The organism is Thermococcus prieurii, from assembly GCF_054657655.1.
The window spans coordinates 660,772-676,162 of sequence record NZ_BAAHYH010000002.1 but is presented as its reverse complement, the minus strand read 5'-3'; the positions used below and the strand labels follow the sequence as shown (position 1 = coordinate 676,162).

The 15,391-nt window shown below is 55.5% G+C and carries 20 protein-coding genes and 3 tRNA genes; 6 read left to right on the top strand and 17 right to left on the bottom strand.

The window, feature by feature from the left end; translation table 11 throughout:
* The first annotated feature begins 32 nt into the window (after nt 1-32).
* Together ACYQ04_RS06940 and ACYQ04_RS06935 are read left to right on the top strand one after the other, a co-directional pair.
* Nucleotides 33-515 (top strand): permease, encoded by a 483-nt coding sequence (locus ACYQ04_RS06940; RefSeq protein WP_460128356.1) that lies wholly within the window; start codon nt 33-35, stop codon nt 513-515.
* A complete protein-coding gene (locus ACYQ04_RS06935) occupies nt 512-1,111 on the top strand; it encodes a permease (protein ID WP_460128354.1) in 600 nt (199 codons plus the stop codon). Before ACYQ04_RS06940 ends, ACYQ04_RS06935 begins: the two co-directional genes overlap by 4 nt.
* A gap of 10 nt (nt 1,112-1,121) precedes the next feature.
* Here ACYQ04_RS06935 and ACYQ04_RS06930 read toward each other — a convergent pair whose 3' ends face one another.
* The 9 genes from ACYQ04_RS06930 to ACYQ04_RS06890 form a co-directional block, all read right to left on the bottom strand.
* Entirely contained in the window at nt 1,122-1,931 is an 810-nt protein-coding gene (locus tag ACYQ04_RS06930; RefSeq protein WP_460128352.1) for an energy-coupling factor ABC transporter ATP-binding protein, read from the bottom strand.
* Complete coding sequence (gene cbiQ, locus ACYQ04_RS06925) at nt 1,928-2,740, bottom strand: cobalt ECF transporter T component CbiQ (protein WP_460128350.1); 813 nt, start codon at nt 2,738-2,740, stop codon at nt 1,928-1,930. Before cbiQ ends, ACYQ04_RS06930 begins: the two co-directional genes overlap by 4 nt.
* Before the next feature lie 21 nt (nt 2,741-2,761).
* Entirely contained in the window at nt 2,762-3,097 is a 336-nt protein-coding gene (locus ACYQ04_RS06920) for a PDGLE domain-containing protein (protein ID WP_460128348.1), read from the bottom strand.
* 4 nt (nt 3,098-3,101) lie between these two features.
* Complete coding sequence (cbiM, locus tag ACYQ04_RS06915; RefSeq protein WP_460128346.1) at nt 3,102-3,767, bottom strand: cobalt transporter CbiM; 666 nt, start codon at nt 3,765-3,767, stop codon at nt 3,102-3,104.
* 156 nt (nt 3,768-3,923) lie between these two features.
* A complete protein-coding gene (locus ACYQ04_RS06910) occupies nt 3,924-4,724 on the bottom strand; it encodes a proteasome assembly chaperone family protein (RefSeq protein WP_042688952.1) in 801 nt (266 codons plus the stop codon).
* A complete protein-coding gene (locus tag ACYQ04_RS06905; protein WP_460128344.1) occupies nt 4,721-4,900 on the bottom strand; it encodes an RNA-protein complex protein Nop10 in 180 nt (59 codons plus the stop codon). Before ACYQ04_RS06905 ends, ACYQ04_RS06910 begins: the two co-directional genes overlap by 4 nt.
* A 2-nt stretch (nt 4,901-4,902) precedes the next feature.
* Nucleotides 4,903-5,724 (bottom strand): translation initiation factor IF-2 subunit alpha, encoded by an 822-nt coding sequence (locus ACYQ04_RS06900; RefSeq protein WP_460128342.1) that lies wholly within the window; start codon nt 5,722-5,724, stop codon nt 4,903-4,905.
* An 84-nt stretch (nt 5,725-5,808) separates the two neighbouring features.
* The gene (locus ACYQ04_RS06895; protein ID WP_015859102.1) at nt 5,809-6,006 is read right to left on the bottom strand and encodes a 30S ribosomal protein S27e; all 198 of its coding nucleotides are present in this window, start codon (nt 6,004-6,006) and stop codon (nt 5,809-5,811) included.
* A gap of 2 nt (nt 6,007-6,008) precedes the next feature.
* Nucleotides 6,009-6,293 carry a 50S ribosomal protein L44e gene (locus ACYQ04_RS06890; RefSeq protein WP_042688957.1) on the bottom strand — a complete coding sequence of 95 codons (285 nt, stop codon included), beginning with the start codon at nt 6,291-6,293 and terminating at the stop codon, nt 6,009-6,011.
* Nucleotides 6,294-6,459: 166 nt separating this feature from the next.
* On the opposite strand from ACYQ04_RS06890, the gene ACYQ04_RS06885 reads away from it, so the two are divergent.
* Complete coding sequence (locus ACYQ04_RS06885; RefSeq protein ID WP_460128338.1) at nt 6,460-7,023, top strand: ferritin family protein; 564 nt, start codon at nt 6,460-6,462, stop codon at nt 7,021-7,023.
* Here the strand turns inward: ACYQ04_RS06885 and ACYQ04_RS06880 are convergent.
* Entirely contained in the window at nt 7,013-7,594 is a 582-nt protein-coding gene (locus tag ACYQ04_RS06880; protein ID WP_460128336.1) for a LysO family transporter, read from the bottom strand. The genes ACYQ04_RS06885 and ACYQ04_RS06880 overlap by 11 nt on opposite strands.
* Nucleotides 7,591-7,827, bottom strand: coding sequence for a hypothetical protein (locus tag ACYQ04_RS06875; RefSeq protein WP_460128334.1), 237 nt, complete (start codon nt 7,825-7,827; stop codon nt 7,591-7,593). The genes ACYQ04_RS06880 and ACYQ04_RS06875 overlap by 4 nt, the downstream gene beginning before the upstream one ends.
* Nucleotides 7,828-8,058: 231 nt before the next feature.
* Here ACYQ04_RS06875 and ACYQ04_RS06870 point away from each other — a divergent pair, with 231 nt between their 5' ends.
* Complete coding sequence (locus ACYQ04_RS06870; protein ID WP_460130026.1) at nt 8,059-9,258, top strand: pyridoxal phosphate-dependent aminotransferase; 1,200 nt, start codon at nt 8,059-8,061, stop codon at nt 9,256-9,258.
* An 11-nt stretch (nt 9,259-9,269) separates the two neighbouring features.
* Here ACYQ04_RS06870 and ACYQ04_RS06865 read toward each other — a convergent pair whose 3' ends face one another.
* From ACYQ04_RS06865 to ACYQ04_RS06855, 3 genes are all read right to left on the bottom strand, one after another.
* Nucleotides 9,270-9,473, bottom strand: a complete 204-nt coding sequence (locus ACYQ04_RS06865) for a MoaD/ThiS family protein (protein ID WP_460128332.1) — start codon at nt 9,471-9,473, stop codon at nt 9,270-9,272.
* Nucleotides 9,474-10,413: 940 nt separating this feature from the next.
* Nucleotides 10,414-10,491: transfer RNA gene (locus ACYQ04_RS06860), tRNA-Ile, on the bottom strand.
* A 5-nt stretch (nt 10,492-10,496) separates the two neighbouring features.
* Nucleotides 10,497-10,572, bottom strand: a tRNA-Asn gene (locus tag ACYQ04_RS06855).
* Nucleotides 10,573-10,669: 97 nt separating this feature from the next.
* Between ACYQ04_RS06855 and ACYQ04_RS06850 the strand changes: the two genes are divergently transcribed.
* Nucleotides 10,670-10,746, top strand: a tRNA-Thr gene (locus ACYQ04_RS06850).
* Between the two features lies 1 nt (nt 10,747).
* On the opposite strand, the gene tmk is transcribed toward ACYQ04_RS06850, so the two are convergent.
* The 3 genes from tmk to ACYQ04_RS06835 all read right to left on the bottom strand — a co-directional run bounded on the left by tmk (nt 10,748) and on the right by ACYQ04_RS06835 (nt 13,232).
* The gene (tmk, locus tag ACYQ04_RS06845) at nt 10,748-11,368 is read right to left on the bottom strand and encodes a dTMP kinase (RefSeq protein WP_099210093.1); all 621 of its coding nucleotides are present in this window, start codon (nt 11,366-11,368) and stop codon (nt 10,748-10,750) included.
* Between the two features lie 63 nt (nt 11,369-11,431).
* Nucleotides 11,432-12,136, bottom strand: a complete 705-nt coding sequence (locus ACYQ04_RS06840; protein WP_099210095.1) for a phosphohexomutase domain-containing protein — start codon at nt 12,134-12,136, stop codon at nt 11,432-11,434.
* 10 nt (nt 12,137-12,146) lie between these two features.
* On the bottom strand, nt 12,147-13,232 hold the full coding sequence (locus ACYQ04_RS06835; RefSeq protein ID WP_460130024.1) for a sugar phosphate nucleotidyltransferase: 1,086 nt from the start codon (nt 13,230-13,232) through the stop codon (nt 12,147-12,149).
* A 242-nt stretch (nt 13,233-13,474) separates the two neighbouring features.
* On the opposite strand from ACYQ04_RS06835, the gene ACYQ04_RS06830 reads away from it, so the two are divergent.
* A complete protein-coding gene (locus ACYQ04_RS06830; protein ID WP_460130023.1) occupies nt 13,475-15,352 on the top strand; it encodes a phosphoenolpyruvate carboxykinase (GTP) in 1,878 nt (625 codons plus the stop codon).
* Nucleotides 15,353-15,391: the final 39 nt, after the last annotated feature.

The window sequence follows — 15,391 nt, the reverse complement described above, 5'->3', positions numbered from 1 at the left end:
CCGTCCCCTTCACACTTTTCCCGGGGAAGACCATGAATGGAACGACGCTCTTCATAAACGCCCTCGCCCTTGCTTGCCTCGCCCTTGGCTTCATGAAGGACCGGGCAAAGACGAGGCAGGCCCTGAAAGTCTCCGTGAAGTTTTTCGTTCGGATTCTTCCGACGATGCTCGCGATAATCCTGATAATCGGCCTTATGTCCGGCTTTGTGCCTCCGAAGACCATTTCCCGCGTCGTCGGCCAGGAAGCGGGGTTCATCGGCGTTTTAACGGTAGCGGTTCTTGGGGCGATACTCCAGATACCGTCCTTGATAGCGTTCCCCCTCGCCGCTTCCCTGCTCAAGATGGGGGCTTCTCTGACCTCTGTGGCCGTTTTCATAACGACGCTGACGATGATTGGCTTTGTAACGTTGCCCCTCGAGATTAGAATCCTCGGGAAGCGCTTTGCCCTGCTCAGGAACGCACTGAGCTTCATAATCGCGATTCTGATAGGCCTCTTAATGGGGGTGTTACTTTGAGGGCCGACGGCAAAGTTCCAAAGGGTTCGGGGAAGGGCCGTGGGGCCATGAAAAACCAGAAGAAAGCTTTCCTGCGCGATTTGGCGTTCCTCGGTGCCGTTGTGGCGATAACCGCGGTGCTCCTACTCATGTTCCCGGAGAAGAGAGCTCCTGTTTTCTCGGCGTCAAAGGACTACCTCGTGGAGATGCTCCTCGTAATGCCAGCAGTAATGGTCCTGATGGGCCTGTTCTCGGTCTTCGTCCCCGATGAGCTAATCGTGAAGTATCTCGGGAAAAGCTCCGGGCTTAAAGGCATGCTGATAGCGATATTCATCGGCGCCTTTCCAACTGGACCGCTCTACGTGGCCTTCCCGATAGCGGCGTCGCTGCTCAGGAAAGGCGCCCGCGTCGCGAGCGTCGTCGTCTTCCTCTCGGCCTGGGCCTGCATAAAGATTCCGCAGGAGCTGGTTGAGTTGCAGTTCCTCGGGCTGAGGTTCATGGTGACGAGGCTGGCCCTCACGATAGTCTTCGTGATTGCCATGGGTCTGCTCATGGAGAGGATTTTGGGGAGGGAGCTGAGGGACGTTCCCGGGGCGCCGGAGCCGGGAAGGCGGTGAGTTTAACTTATCACCTCTGGAGGAGGCCCCTTAGAATCTCCACTGCCTCCTCCACGCTCAGCGGTATTTCGTTGATGCCGAGCTCGTGGAAGAGCCTCACAATCTCGGGCACGTCAAGGTTGGCTTTCTCTATTAGCTCCGGCCTCGAGAACAGCTCCCTCGGCGTTCCCTCGAAGAGGATTTCTTTGTTCACCACGTAAACCCTGTCGGCGAGGCGAATCAGCCTCAGGTCGTGGGTAACCACTACGACCGTCTTTCCTTCCCTCTTCCAGCTCCGAATCATGTCGAGCACGAAGTTCCTGTTCCTCAAGTCCAAATCCCTCGTCGGCTCGTCGAGGAGAAGGACTTCCGGCTCCATTGCCGTTACACAGGCTATAGAGGCCTTCTTCTTCTCGCCACCGCTCAGGCTGTACGGATGCCTATCGGCCAGCCTCTCGATGCCGAGCCTTCTGAGTTCTTCTCTGGCCCTCTCAAGGCCCCTCTCTTTACCCCACAGGTGAACGGGGCCGAAGGCCACGTCTTCCAGAACCGTCGCGCTGAAGAGCATCACGTCCGGGTTCTGGAACAGGAAGCCGACCTTCCGCCGAAACTCCCCCTCCGTCATCGTGTCCTCCGTTATCTGCTTTCCCTCAAAGAGTATCTCGCCTTCCGTTGGCATGACCAGCGCGTCCATCAGCTTGAGCAGTGTGGTCTTTCCGGCGCCGTTCGGCCCAACTATGGCCAGGGTTTCTCCCCTCTCAACATCCATGTTTATTCCCCTGAGCGCCCACTCCCCGGTTGGATAGCGGTAGGAAACGTTTCTGAGCTCGTAAACCTTCATAGCAATCCCCTCGTGAAGGCAAACGTCAGGACGACGAGGAGGACTGTGAAGGCCGAGAACGCGTAGTCAACCGTTCCAGCTTTGAACTCCCTCAGCGGTTCGATTTCGTTGGCGTAGCCCCTGGAGAGCATGGCGTAGTAGAGGTCCTCGCCGAGGGCGTTGGCCTTTATGAAGGTCGCCCCGATGTGCTTTCCGGCCTCTTTCCAGCTCTCGACCATGCCGAGTTCTCCGGCCAGCCTCGCCCTCCTCGCGTGCATCGCGTTGAGCAGGAGCTTGGCGAGGAGGAATATGTAGCGGTAGGTTAAGGTCGTTATGGTTATGACCATTCCGGGAATCCTGAAGAACGCGAGGGCCGAGACGATATCGTTCCACCTGCTCGTCATCGTGAAGAGTATCGCGTAGGAAACCGCCGTCGCGACGCGGAGCGTAAAGAGAACCGCCCAGCGGATTCCCTCCCTGCTCGCGGTGAGACCGAACAGATGAAAAACCGGCTCGCCCGGAATCATGAATATCGAAGGGAGGGCTATAACCCCCGTGAAAATCGGAATGAAGACCCAGACCCTCTTCGTGAACTCGACTACCGGCAGTCTGGAGAGGACCGCGAGGGCCAGTGCAAGGAAGTAAAAAGCTAAAATGGCGTCAATCCTCCCGAGGGAAACCACCGTCGCGACTATCGCAACGAGCGAGAACACCTTAACCCTCGGGTCGATTCTCTGGAGCAGACCGTCTCGTCTCGCGTACCTCTCGGAGAAGATGGCGTTGGTCGTGAACTCGAGGACTTCCCTGGCGGTCTCTTCGAGGAACCCCATTCTCACCACCAAAAAATAAATTCAGGAGGAGGCGCCCTTGCCGACCACGAACTTGACGAGGGCGTAGTAGAGGGCAACGACGAGTGCCGTTCCAACTATCGCGGAGATTATGTAGCCTATCGAGGCGTGGAGCTTGTCCTCCCAGCCTGGGATGTTGTAGTCGGGCAAAATCGCGTGGTTCCAGGCGTCCGCGAGCTTCTCCATGCCGGGCAACTTGTGGCCGACCATGTGCTCCACAGTCTGGACGTCCCACTCGCCCCAGGCATCGTCGTAGTTCCACACGAGCAGTATTCCAATCGGAGAGAGGATTATCATGACGCCGACGATTGCGAGGAGGGTCTTGGTTACCCTGTCCATTCAATCACCCCCTTGCAATGGTCCTCATCTCAAAGAGGTCGGGCCTGCTCTTCTTGACGTACCAGACAACTGCCGCGGTAACGACGGCCGCGGCCGGACCTGCCGTCACTAGGTGCGCTATTGCCATGGCCGGAACGGAGACGCGGAGCGGGTAGGGACAGTAGCCGGGCTGTATGTAAGGCTGTATTCCGAGTTCGATGCCGGCTACAGTTGCCGCGGTTACTATGCCGATGTACGCACCGATTCCGGCTGAGATGACCTCGTTGAGCTTGAACCTCTCGCTGAGGAACTTGTAGGTGTAGTAGCCGACGAAGGGGAGGACGACGCCCATGTTGAAGACGTTGGCGGCGTAGGTCGTTATTCCACCGTCACCGAAGAACAGGGCCTGAATGAGCAGAACTATGCTGAGCGATACCGTCGCGGCCCAGGGGCTTATGAGTATCGCTATTATCGTTCCGCCGACGATGTGGGCAGTTGTTCCTCCAGGCACCGGCATGTTGTACATCATCACAAGGAATGCAAAGGCCGTTAGAACTCCCAGCAGGGGCACCTGGCTTGGCTTGAGATTCTTGAGCCACTTGAAGGCCTTGTACCAAATCGGTATCATAATCAAATAGAAAAACGCACATGTGTACGGTCCGAGGTAGCCATCGGGTATGTGCAATTTCACCACCTCTCATTCCCGGTTGGTGTTATCAAGAGCTAAGATGGTGTTATCCTATAAAAAACTTTTTGAAAAGAGTGTTACCAACCTCAGGTTCACAACGGGAAGGGGCAGACTGGGCCTTCAAAAGATGCACGGGGAAGTTAAGGAGAATAAAAGGTATCAGAGGTAGCCCCTGTCCTCTTCTTCCGGAGCCGGGGGCATCGTCTGCTCGAGCATCGCTCTCTGCATCTCCTGAACCTTCTGGAGTATCTCCTCGGTCTCCTTGGCGCGCTCCTCGAGGGCTGTCATGTCGAGCTCTATTCCGAGTATCTTCGTGACCGCCGTTAGAACTGCCTTGGCAGCCTTGGCGTCGACGATGTAGCCGAGGCTCTCGCCGAGTATGCTTATACCGTACATCGAGCGGAGCTTGCCCATTCCGAGGAGAAGACCGGCGGCACCGACTATGGCTCCGCCCTCGTCCTCCCTCCAGACTACTTCGACGGAGCAGTCCTTGAGCTTCTCCTTGTAGTAATCAACGAGCTCCTCGTGGGTTACCGCAGCCAAAACCCTCGGCTCGCCCTGGAGTTCCGGTACCTGGTAGCCCCCCATCGTTATTATCTCCCTGACGCCGAGTTCTTGAACGAGGTCGAGCATTTTCCCAACAACCTCGTAGTGGCCGGGGCTGTCCGTCGGCGGAACCTGCTGGTCGCCGGTGATGATGATTAGGTCCCTTCCGTTCTCGTCGGGGTTCACCCAGTAGTAGAACTCGTTCTTCATGAGCTCGACGATTGAGCCCTTCTTTATGATGACCTGGTGCATGAAGTGCGGTGAGTAGAGCTCGGCGAACTTCACCGCGTTGAGCTCCTGGATGAGGTGCTCCGCGGCGAGCTTTCCAACGAGGCCTATGCCCGGGAGGCCCTCTATGAACACGGGGTCCCTGAGCTGGGGCCTCTCAAGGAGGTAGATGGTGGTTTCCTTCATTTTCTCACCTCTATCCCAAGGACTTCCCTTCTCCACCTGCGCCTGTACTCACCGTAGGGGTCCTCCGGCGAGAAGCGCGGTGGGTGGGCTACCTTGGTCCTTGCCCCGCAGACGGGGCAGGTCTCCTTCAGGGTGTACCTGCCGCAGTTCGGGCACTTCCTTATGCGGAACTTCATGGTTACCTCCTCTTAATCTTCCTTATGCGCTTCTCCTTCCTTATGAGGGTCGCCTCTCCGCCTGCTTCCTTTATGACGCGGAGGATTTCTTCAGCTATGCTCTCGAGAACCTCTTCCGCCTTGTAGTAGTCCGGGGCGGTTATGTCAATCCTGTACCTCGGGGCACCCTGGTAGGTGAACTTGACGTCTATGTCCTTCTCCTCGTTGGCCCTATCTCTGGCCCTAATCAGGGCCTCCTTGATTATCTCGATTCCGTTGGGCTTCGGAACGGTTATCTCGAACTCCGCATCGATGGTAACGGTCGGAATCTCGACGTATGCCTCGATGATTGGCCTGAGCGCTTCAATCCACTCGTCGCTTATGAGCCCCTTGAGGACGTCCATCCCGTTCTGGGCGGCGTCCTCGAAGGCGGCGTAAACCTCGCCGTACTCCTCCTCGAGCGGAACCCAGACCTCGCGCCAGGCCGTCTCGAAGTCCTTGCCTATCTTTTCAGCGGCCATCCTGAGGAGGTTCTCGGCCTTCTGGGCGCGCTTGTACTCCTGGAGCTTGGCCTTCCTCTGCTGCTGGTTCACCCTCTTGAGGCTCAGGTCTATGTGCCCCTTCTCCGGGTCAACGCGGATGACCTTGACGACTACCTTCTGGCCCTCCTTCACGTAGTCCCTGATGTTCTTGACCCAGGTTGGAGCAACCTCGCTTATGTGCATGAAGCCCTCCTTTCCGGGATACTCGTCAAGGGTGAGGAACGCTCCGTACGGGTGAATGTTCTTGACGGTAGCGACGACGAATTCTCCCTCCTCGGGAAACTCCTTGGCTTTCCTCGGCATTCTAACCACCTCTAAATTTTTCTCTCCGGAAGGTTTACGAGAAGAGGTTTTTAAAAGTTTGGCGGGAAGGAAAAAGGGAGGAAATCACTCGAGAACCTCGAGGATTTTGGCCTTGATGACGCCCTTACCACCGGTCGGCTCGACGAGAGTTGCACCGCAGACGAGACAGCGAACCTTGGTGGCCGGGTGGCTGAAGACTATCTGCTCGTTGCCGCAGTCGATGCACTTGACGCGGAGGAACCTGCTCCTCGGCATCGGGATGAGGTTCTTCGGGAGCGCCATGTTCACACCTCCACGAGCTCGAACTTCTTAACGCGGAAGCCCTTTCCTCTGGTGTGGGCCTTACCGCAGACGGTGCAGCGGAAGCGGAGGTCGAGCTTCTTGACCGGCTTCTCTCTTCCGGCTGGGTTCGGCCTCGGGAAACCGCGGTAACCCTTGAGGATTCTGCGGAAGCGCCTCTGACCCTGGCTGAGCTCGCTCCTCGGCCTCTTCTTAACCTTCTCTACCTTGTGGATGGTGTGCTTCTTACAGTACGGGCAGTACGTCCTTATCTGCTTCGGGTACTTCATCTCACTCACCTCCACGGGGAGCCCGGTGGGTTCCTTCGCGGATACCCCCGAGCCATGAGCCGATGATTAGCTCGGGTTCCCGGTTTGAGACGATGTTTAAAAAGCTTTTTCCCGGTTCCGAAACTTTTAAATACTAAAGGTTACTAAAATGTGCCGGTGATGGGAAATGAGGAGGATGATTGACCTCGTCAGGGAGGCAAAGAAGGTTGAAGAGAGGGCTGAGAGGGACTACCGGAAGCTCCTCAAAGAGCTCGATAAGCCGGAGTACGCCGATTTGAGGGGGCTCGTTCTCAGGCTCGCAATAGACACGGCCTTCCACAAGCGCCTCATGGAAGCCCTTGAGAAGGCCTATGACGACGCCCTCAAACTGGTGGAAGAGTACGCCGTCGAGAAGCCCAACGAGGACTTCGCCCTCATCCCGGGCGTTCCAACGATGGTCATGCCACTTGGCTTCGGTCCAATTGGTGCCAGGATTCCACCGGAAGAGATAATCGAGGAGTACCTCAAGGACTTCCCGACCGAGGTCGTTCTTCCCGGCACCGATGAGAAGCTCATCGAGATTCTGAAGAGGTACGCCGAGGAAGAGGACGAGATGAGAAAGCTCTACGAGGAGCTCTCAAGGAGAGCCTTCCACCCGGTTGTGCGGGAGCTTGTGAAGGAACTTAAGAGGAACGAGGAACAGCACGAGAGCCTCGTCAAAGGCCTCGTCGAGAAGTACTCTAAAGACTGAGTATCAGCGGAACCAGGAAGGGAACGACCGCTGTTAGAATGAACCCGTGGATGAAGGCAACCAGTGCCACCTCCCTTCCTCCAAATTTTGTTATTATCGGCAGGGTAGTGTCCATCGTCGTTGCCCCGCCCATCACCACCGCCTTTTTCGGGTCGATTTTTCCGATTGCAATAGGGTAGAGCAGGATGGTTAGGATTTCTCTCATCAGGTTACCGAGGAAGCCAACCGCGCCGTAAACCGCGGAGTACTGTGCAATAAGCGGGCCCGTCAGCGAGTACCATCCACAGCCGGCCCCTATGGCGAGGCCCCACCTCGGCTCTATCCCGAGAATCAGCGACGCCAGCAGTCCGCCAAGGATTGAGCCAGTCAGCGTTAGAAACGGCAGGACGAGGGCCTTTCCTCCGACCTTCCTGAGCTCCTTGGCGTTGAAGTTCAGTCCGAGGTCCATTCCGATAAGGAATATGAGGATGTAGAGCATCAGCTCGTAGGCGTTCCCGAAGTCCGGGCTGAGGAAGTGCCCCACGAGCGTTCCGATGGTGAGAGATGCCAGGACGAGGTAGAGAAACCTCACCTGACCACCTCCGCGAGGAGAAGGCTTCCGGCTATCGTCAGAACCGCGAAGAGGGCTGAAACGCCGATGAGCCAGAGGCCGTTTACCTGGACCTCCCCGGTCTTGACCCCAAGGAAGAAAATCATCGCGAGTAGCGCGATGCTCGTGGGAGTTTCAAGGTTCGGCCTTTTTCCGGCCCTTTTCAGGAGGTAGCCCAGCAGAAGGCCGAGGATGAGCGGGATGAAAACGTTCATGCCTTAGATTTTGCTCTGAAGGTTAATAAAAGTATCGAATGGGCTCGGAGGGTGTTCACGTCATCATCTGTGAGCCCTCAGTTTGCTTGCTATTCTTCATCGCCCGGGAAGGCTTTGAGCGGGGGGTTTTAAACGTTTCCCGAAAATCCATCGCTTTACGGCCGTTTTCGGCGAAACTTTGAGACTCAAGGTTTTTATGATGAACGTCTCAACCTTCGGGTGGTGGTCGTTATGATTAGGGCATCAGAGCGTGCAATGGGCGTTGAGTACGCGATTAGAGACGTTGTTCTCCCGGCGAGGGAGCTCGAGAAGAAGGGAATAAAGGTCATACGGCTCAACATCGGTGACCCTGGCAAGTACGACTTCCAGCCCCCGAAGCACATGCAGGAGGCTTATTGTCGCGCCATAAAGGAGGGCCACAACTACTACGGGCCGAGCGAGGGTTTACCCGAGATGAGGGAGGCCGTCGTTAAGAGGGAGAAGTGGAAGAACAGCGTGGACATAACGCCGGAAGACGTCCGCGTCACAACGGCCGTAACCGAGGCGCTCCAGCTTATATTCGGCTCGCTCCTCAACCCCGGCGACAACATACTCGTTCCGAGTCCGAGTTATCCCCCCTACGTTGGCCTCGTCAAGTTCTACGGTGCCGAGCCGAGGGAGTACATGACGGTCGAGGAAAACGGCTGGCAACCGGACATAGACGACATGAGGAAGCTGATAGACGAGAGAACGAAGGCAATAGCCGTCATCAACCCCAACAACCCGACGGGAGCGCTCTACGAGAAGAAGACCGTCAAGGCGATACTCGACTTGGCCGGCGAGTACGACCTGCCGGTTATAAGCGACGAGATTTATGATTTGATGACCTACGAGGGCAAGCACGTCTCGCCGGGCTCACTCACGAAGGACGTTCCGGTTATAGTGATGAACGGCCTCTCGAAGGTTTACTTCGCCACCGGCTGGCGTCTGGGCTACTTCTACTACATTGACCCCGAGGGTAAGCTTGAAGAAGTGAGAGAAGCGATTGACAAGCTCATGCGCATAAGGATATGTCCGAACACACCGGCCCAGTTCGCGGCGATAGCAGGTTTAACGGGCCCGATGGACTACCTTGGGGAGTACATGAAGAAGCTCCGCGAGAGGAGGGACTACATCTACAAGCGCATCAACGAGATTCCCGGCGTCAGCGCGGTCAAACCGCAGGGAGCGTTCTACATCTTCCCGAGGATTGAGGAGCGCTCGAAGTGGAAGAACGACAAGGAGTTCGTGCTCGATGTCCTTCACGAGGCGCACGTCCTCTTCGTCCACGGCTCGGGCTTCGGAAAGGCCGGCGACTGGCACTTCAGAATTGTCTTCCTCCCGCCGGTCGAGATACTCGAGGAGGCCATGGAGAAGTTCGAGGAGTTCATGAGAAAGAGGCTCGGGGCTTGATGCCCCTCTTTTTATCCCCCAGAAACGACCGGGATTACCTCCACGGTAACGCCGTCTTCAACTTTTTCGTCCTCGAGAACAACCCTCCCGTCAATCCTCGCTATCGCGCTCTCTGTGTTGAATCCGACCTCCCTGAGGATATCTGCAACCTTTATGCCTTTCCTCCATTCGATTTCCCTCTCTATTCCCCTTCCGAGGACCTTCACCCTAATCATCACAACCACCGATGGACGTATCCTCTCCAGTCTTATAAACTCCACTGGCCAATGATGAGCGGTCGGCCCGGCACCGAGAGGTGCGGAGGGCCACCACTTCTGAGGCCAGCAAGCTTTGCGCAAGCAAAGCTTGACCAAAAGGGGTAAACCCCTCAGAACTGGCAACGGAAGAGTTACATGCCTTTTACATAATCCGTCAGTGAGAGGTTCACATTCATGCGGGCTTGGGAGAGGTGTTTAAACTCGAAACGCGCCTGGAGGGCGCTAATGGAAAAAACACGCTCGAGAACGGCGAGTTTGAGAGCAAACCCACCCGAAAATGAACCCTTTTAAAACTTTAATGAAACTTTTGCCAAAGAGTTTCCCCGCCAGCGCTGAAGCTTTTGGAAAAAGCTTCACCAAAAGCTCGTGATTCCTCGTTAAAGCTCCCTTTGTAAGGGGATTTCAAAATCAAGCCAGCCGTTGAGAGTTTTGAATTCACACTCCAAGGACTCCTTCACACGGGTTCTACTTGAACCGCGCTCCGAAGGAGCGCTAAAAACATGAACCCTTTGTTAAAAGGCGCTTTTAAAGGAATTCACTCTCCACAAAGAGCAACTCAAAAAGAAATCCCCTCAAAAAATAGGTTTTTCTCAAAAGGGAATCGCGAACTTTGATGAAACTTTGCCCACAGCCTTTGGGAAAGGCTGGCGAAAAGAACGCTATTCTTACCAAAAAAGCAAAAGATCAGTCGTGCACTTACCGAGTGCAAGTTTAGAGGGGGTTTAACACCAAAACAAGGCTTTTCAAGCAGTTCCAACTTTGTTATTGGCGTCCGAAGGACGCCGTTTAAAGAGCGGAACACTCACCAAAGAGCAAGTAGATAAAAACCCACTCAGAAATGAACACTTCAGAAGAGGCACCTAATCTTCCGCCAGCGCTTGCGGAGCAAGGGCTGTAATGGTGGGCCCGGGGGGCTTTGAACCCCCGACCACGCGGTTATGAGCCGCGCGCTCTGACCAGGCTGAGCTACGGGCCCACTGATGGCGCCGCCGCCCGGATTCGAACCGGGGACCGCCGGATTAACAGTCCGGCGCTCTACCAACTAAGCTACGGCGGCTCGACCCAATGTAGGGGATACAAGGGACGTTTATAAATTTTGCGGTTGGAGCGGGGAAAAGGTTTTTAACTCCTGGCGGAATCCCTAAAGCGAGCCTGCCCCGGTAGCCTAGCCTGGCGGGGCGGCGGACTTGTAATCCGCCGGTCGCGGGTTCAAATCCCGCCCGGGGCTCCATTCATTTCTCGAGCAGAGCCTCAACGAGTGCAACAATCTGCCTGTGGACACCATCAACGTCCTCCAGTGCGTTGACGATTTTAATCTCAGGAAAGCGCTCCGCGAGCTTTAGGTAGTTTTCGCGAACCTTCTTCTGAAGCTCCACTATCTTGTCGAACTCGGTCTTTATGCTCCTCCTGCTTATGCGCTTCATGCTCTCCTTGACGGGAAGGTCGAGGAGTAGAACGAGGTCGGGCCTTATTGCAAAGCGGTTGAGGTCTATGAGCCATTCAAGGTCGAGTCCCCTTGCCCATTGGTATGCAAGGGAGGAGTAGAAGTATCGGTCCGAAATCACAACCTTTCCAGATTCGAGCGCGGGTTTTATGAGCTTGTCAACGTGTTCGGCCCTGTCCGCCGCGAAGAGTAAAGCCTCGGCCTCGTGGCTTATTTTAGCCCCGTCAATGATGCCCTCCCTTCCACCCGTCAAAACGAGTTTCCTGATGAGCTTGCCGAAGGGAGTGTCCGTCGGTTCCTTGGTGAGAACGACCTCGTAACCCTTTTCTTCAAACCACAGCTTGAGCAACTTTGCCTGGGTTGACTTTCCAGCGCCGTCTATGCCCTCAAGCACAATGAATATCCCCAAGCCCGTCACCCCCAAAATGGAAGAACGTGTAAACCCCTCGGTGAGGGGCTTATAAAACTGCCGTTAGAGCCTTTTGAGGTAGTCGAAGAGGGACCACATACTCATGAATTCCTTCCGCTCGCCGTCCTTGTAGAACTCAACGACGCCATCGGGTCTAAAGCGCATTCCAAAGTCGTAGTCGCCTTTGCTCAGCTTGTGGAGGAAGACCTCCTTGGGCTTCGGTGGTAGGTAGCTGGTCATCATGTCGTTCATGAGCTCGACCTCGAAGCCGAAGTGCTCGTTCATCCTCGGGAAAAAGAGCACCGCGGGGGTGTTCATGGCATCAACGAGGGCCTTTCCCTCGAGCTTGAAGTTGTAGTGCTTGAAGACGTCGTGCATGAAGTCGTCGAGGGCGTTGGGATAGTACACCGTCGCACCGATGTCGTTGGGCTGAGCCTCGATGAAGCTCCTGCTCTCGAGGATGGCGTTTATTTCATCGACGTCGATTCCGCTGACGTAAACGCGGACGCCCCCGTAGTAGTAAACGTAGGCCAGCGGAAGGCCCTTCTTGTGGGCGAAGTCCTTGAGGGCTATGAGCGGAATCAGGCGGACGTCCATTATCGTTGAACCGGTGCTGACGATGCCAACCACCATCGCCCTCTTGCCGTAGCGCGAGATGGCCCTTCCATCCCTGCCGACTATTATCGTTCCGTGGGAAACGGTTCCTATGGCCCTTCCAAGAAGGGCAAGCTCCTCGGGATTAAACCTCTGGGAATAATACACTTCCACTTTCACCACCTCAATCCGGGAGTATTATACTCTCCCGACCAATCCTTGACTCGACCCAAATCTTTACGTTCGAGCCTATCTTGCTGAAGTCCTCGATGAGCGTGTTGTCGCCGATGACGCTACCGGGCTGTATGACGACGCCCTTGCCTATGTGAACGTTTTCTCCTATTATGGCCTCCTTTATCTCGGCACCGTCCTCAATGGTCACGCCTGAAAAGATTACCGAGCGTTCAATTTTAACGTTTCTGCCTATCTCAACGTCATCACCAATGACCGCGAAGCCCCTGATTTCCGGCTTCCGCAGAATGCAACGCCTGCCAGTGTAGAGCGCCCCACCGTACTCAAGGTTGCCCTTAAGGCTTTCGGTCTTCACCTGAGGCAGGAGGAGCCGTCCGAGGAACACATCTTCCGTCGCCTGAAGGTAGCTCGACGGCCTTCCGACGTCGTTCCAGTACTCCTTGAAGGGGAACCCGTAGAGCGGGAGGTCGTTTTCGAGCATCCTCGGGAAGAGATCCTTGGAGAAGTCGAAGTTCTTGTTCTTGGGAACGTGGTCGAACGCTTCCGGCTCAAAGACATATATGCCAGCGTTGACGAGGTTGCTGAAGACCTCTTCCGGTCTGGGCTTTTCCTTGAACTGCTGAATCCTGCCGTCCTCGTCTATTATCGCTATGCCGTACTGCGTCGGGTCGTCAACCTCCGAGAGAGCTATCGTGGCGAGGGCCTTTTTCTTTTTGTGGTACTCGTAGAGCGCCCGCAGGTCGAGGTTCGTGAGAACGTCGCTTGAGACGACAAAGAACGTATCGTCCATGTGCTTGACAACCTTCTTGGTGGCACCGGCCGTTCCGAGCTTCACGTTGTCCTTGTTGGAGTAGTGAATCTCTATCCCCCACTCGCTTCCGTCGCCGAAGTAGTCGATTATGCGCTCCTTAAGGTAGCCGACTAGAACGTAAACCTCATCGACCCCGGCCTCGATGAGGCTCTGGAGGGCGTACTCCATCAGGGGTCTGTTGAAGAATGGTATCATGGGTTTTGGCCTGTAAACCGTCAGCGGGAGAAGCCTCGTTCCCTTGCCTCCGGCCAAAATCACTGCCTTCATCTTGCACCGCACCGCTTTATTGTATCACTCCCAGTTAAAATACTTTGCGCCCGTCGTCGTTCATTCACATGGATGCGTCTATGAGCCCATTGATGACCATTACTCGGTTTAGTAGTTGACAACTCTGCCCAAAAAATTCGACGTTATATCAGACGATGGCCCTTTAATCGCCCAGTTGATGGTCACAACGACGAAGGAACTTTAAATAGGTAAGATGCACACATCCGATGGAGGCGACAAAAATGGACGCCCTTGAAAAGCTTAGGGAACTCCTCCCCGAAGAACAGTTTGAGAAGGTTAAGGCGATAGACAACCCCGAGCTTCACGCTTTTTTGGCGGAGTGGATTGAGTGGCTCGAGCCGAGCAAGGTCTTCGTCTGCACCGACAGCGAAGAGGACGAGCAGTACGTCCGCTGGAAGGCCCTCTACTATGGAGAAGAGAAGATGCTCGAAACGCCGAACCACACGGTCCACTACGACAACTACTACGACCAGGCCAGGGACAAGGCCAACACCAAGCTCCTCGTCCCCGGCGGAAAGGAGATTCCCTTCCTCAACACCAAGGACCGCGACGAGGGCCTGAAGGAGATAAGGGAGCTCATGAAGGGCGTCATGCGCGGGAAAGAGCTGTTCATCTGCTTCTTCGTTCTCGGGCCTAAGAACTCGATATTCACCATTCCGGCAGTTCAGCTCACCGACTCGGCCTACGTCGCCCACTCCGAGTTCATACTCTACAGGAAGGGCTACGAGGAGTTCAAGCGCCTTGGAAGGAACGCGAAGTTCTTCCGCTTCGTCCACTCGGCGGGAGAGCTCGACGAGAGGAAGACGAGCAAGAATCTGGACAAGAGGAGGATTTACATCGATTTGATGGACGATACCGTATACTCCGTCAACACCCAGTACGGAGGAAACACCATCGGCCTGAAGAAGCTCGCCTTCAGGCTCACCATCCAGAAGGCGGTTAGAGAGGGCTGGCTCAGCGAGCACATGTTCTTAATGAGGGTCAACGGCCCGAACGGCAGAAAGACCTACTTCACCGGTGCATATCCAAGCATGTGCGGTAAGACCTCCACCGCCATGATTCCCTGGGAGAACATAGTCGGAGACGATTTGACCTTCATCCTCCCGGTTAACGGCGTCGCCCGCGGTGCCAACGTCGAGAAGGGTGTCTTCGGCATAATCCAGGGCGTCAACCCCGAGGACGACCCCATAATCTGGAAGGTCCTGCACTCACCGGTCGAGATAATCTTCTCCAACGTTCTCATTAATGACGGAAAGCCCTACTGGAACGATATGGGCGTTGAGATTCCGGAAGAGGGAGAGAACCACAGTGGAAAGTGGTGGAAGGGCAAGAAGGACAAGGAAGGCAACGAGATACCGCCGAGCCACAAGAACGCGCGCTTCACGGTTTCTCTCGAGCACTTCCCGAACGTGGATTTGGAAGCCCTTGAGAACCCGTGCGGTGTGGAAGTCGGCGGAATGATTTTCGGCGGCAGGGACAAGGACACCTGGCCCCCGGTGAGGGAAGCCTTTGACTGGAAGCACGGTGTTATAACTATGGGCGCCTCGCTCGAGAGCGAGACGACGGCGGCGACCCTTGGGAAGGAAGGCGTTAGGGCCTTTAACCCGATGGCCATACTCGACTTCATGAGCGTCCCGCTCGGCGAGTACATCGAGAACTACCTGAGGTTCGGCGAGAAGCTGAGGAAAGCGCCGAAGATATTCGCCGTCAACTACTTCCTCCGCGACGAGAACGGCAACTGGCTCAACCACAAGCTCGACAAAGCGGTGTGGCTCAAGTGGATGGAGTTAAGAGTTCACGGCGACGTTGATGCAATCGAGACGCCGATAGGGTACATTCCGAAGTACGAGGACTTGGCAAGGCTCTTCAAGGAGGTTCTCAACAAGGACTACAGCAGGGAAGCCTACGAGAAGCAGTTCACGATAAGGGTTCCGGAACTGCTCGCGAAGATTGAGCGCATAGAGAAAATCTACCGCGAGAAAGTCAAGGAAGTTCCCGAGGAGCTCTTCCGGGTTCTTGAGGAGGAGAGGAAGAGACTCCTTGAGGCCAGGGAGAAGTACGGCGATTACATAAGCCCGTTCGCGCTTGAGGGCGCGTGACTTCTTTTTTCTCATTATCGTTCAACGCCGAGCGACAGG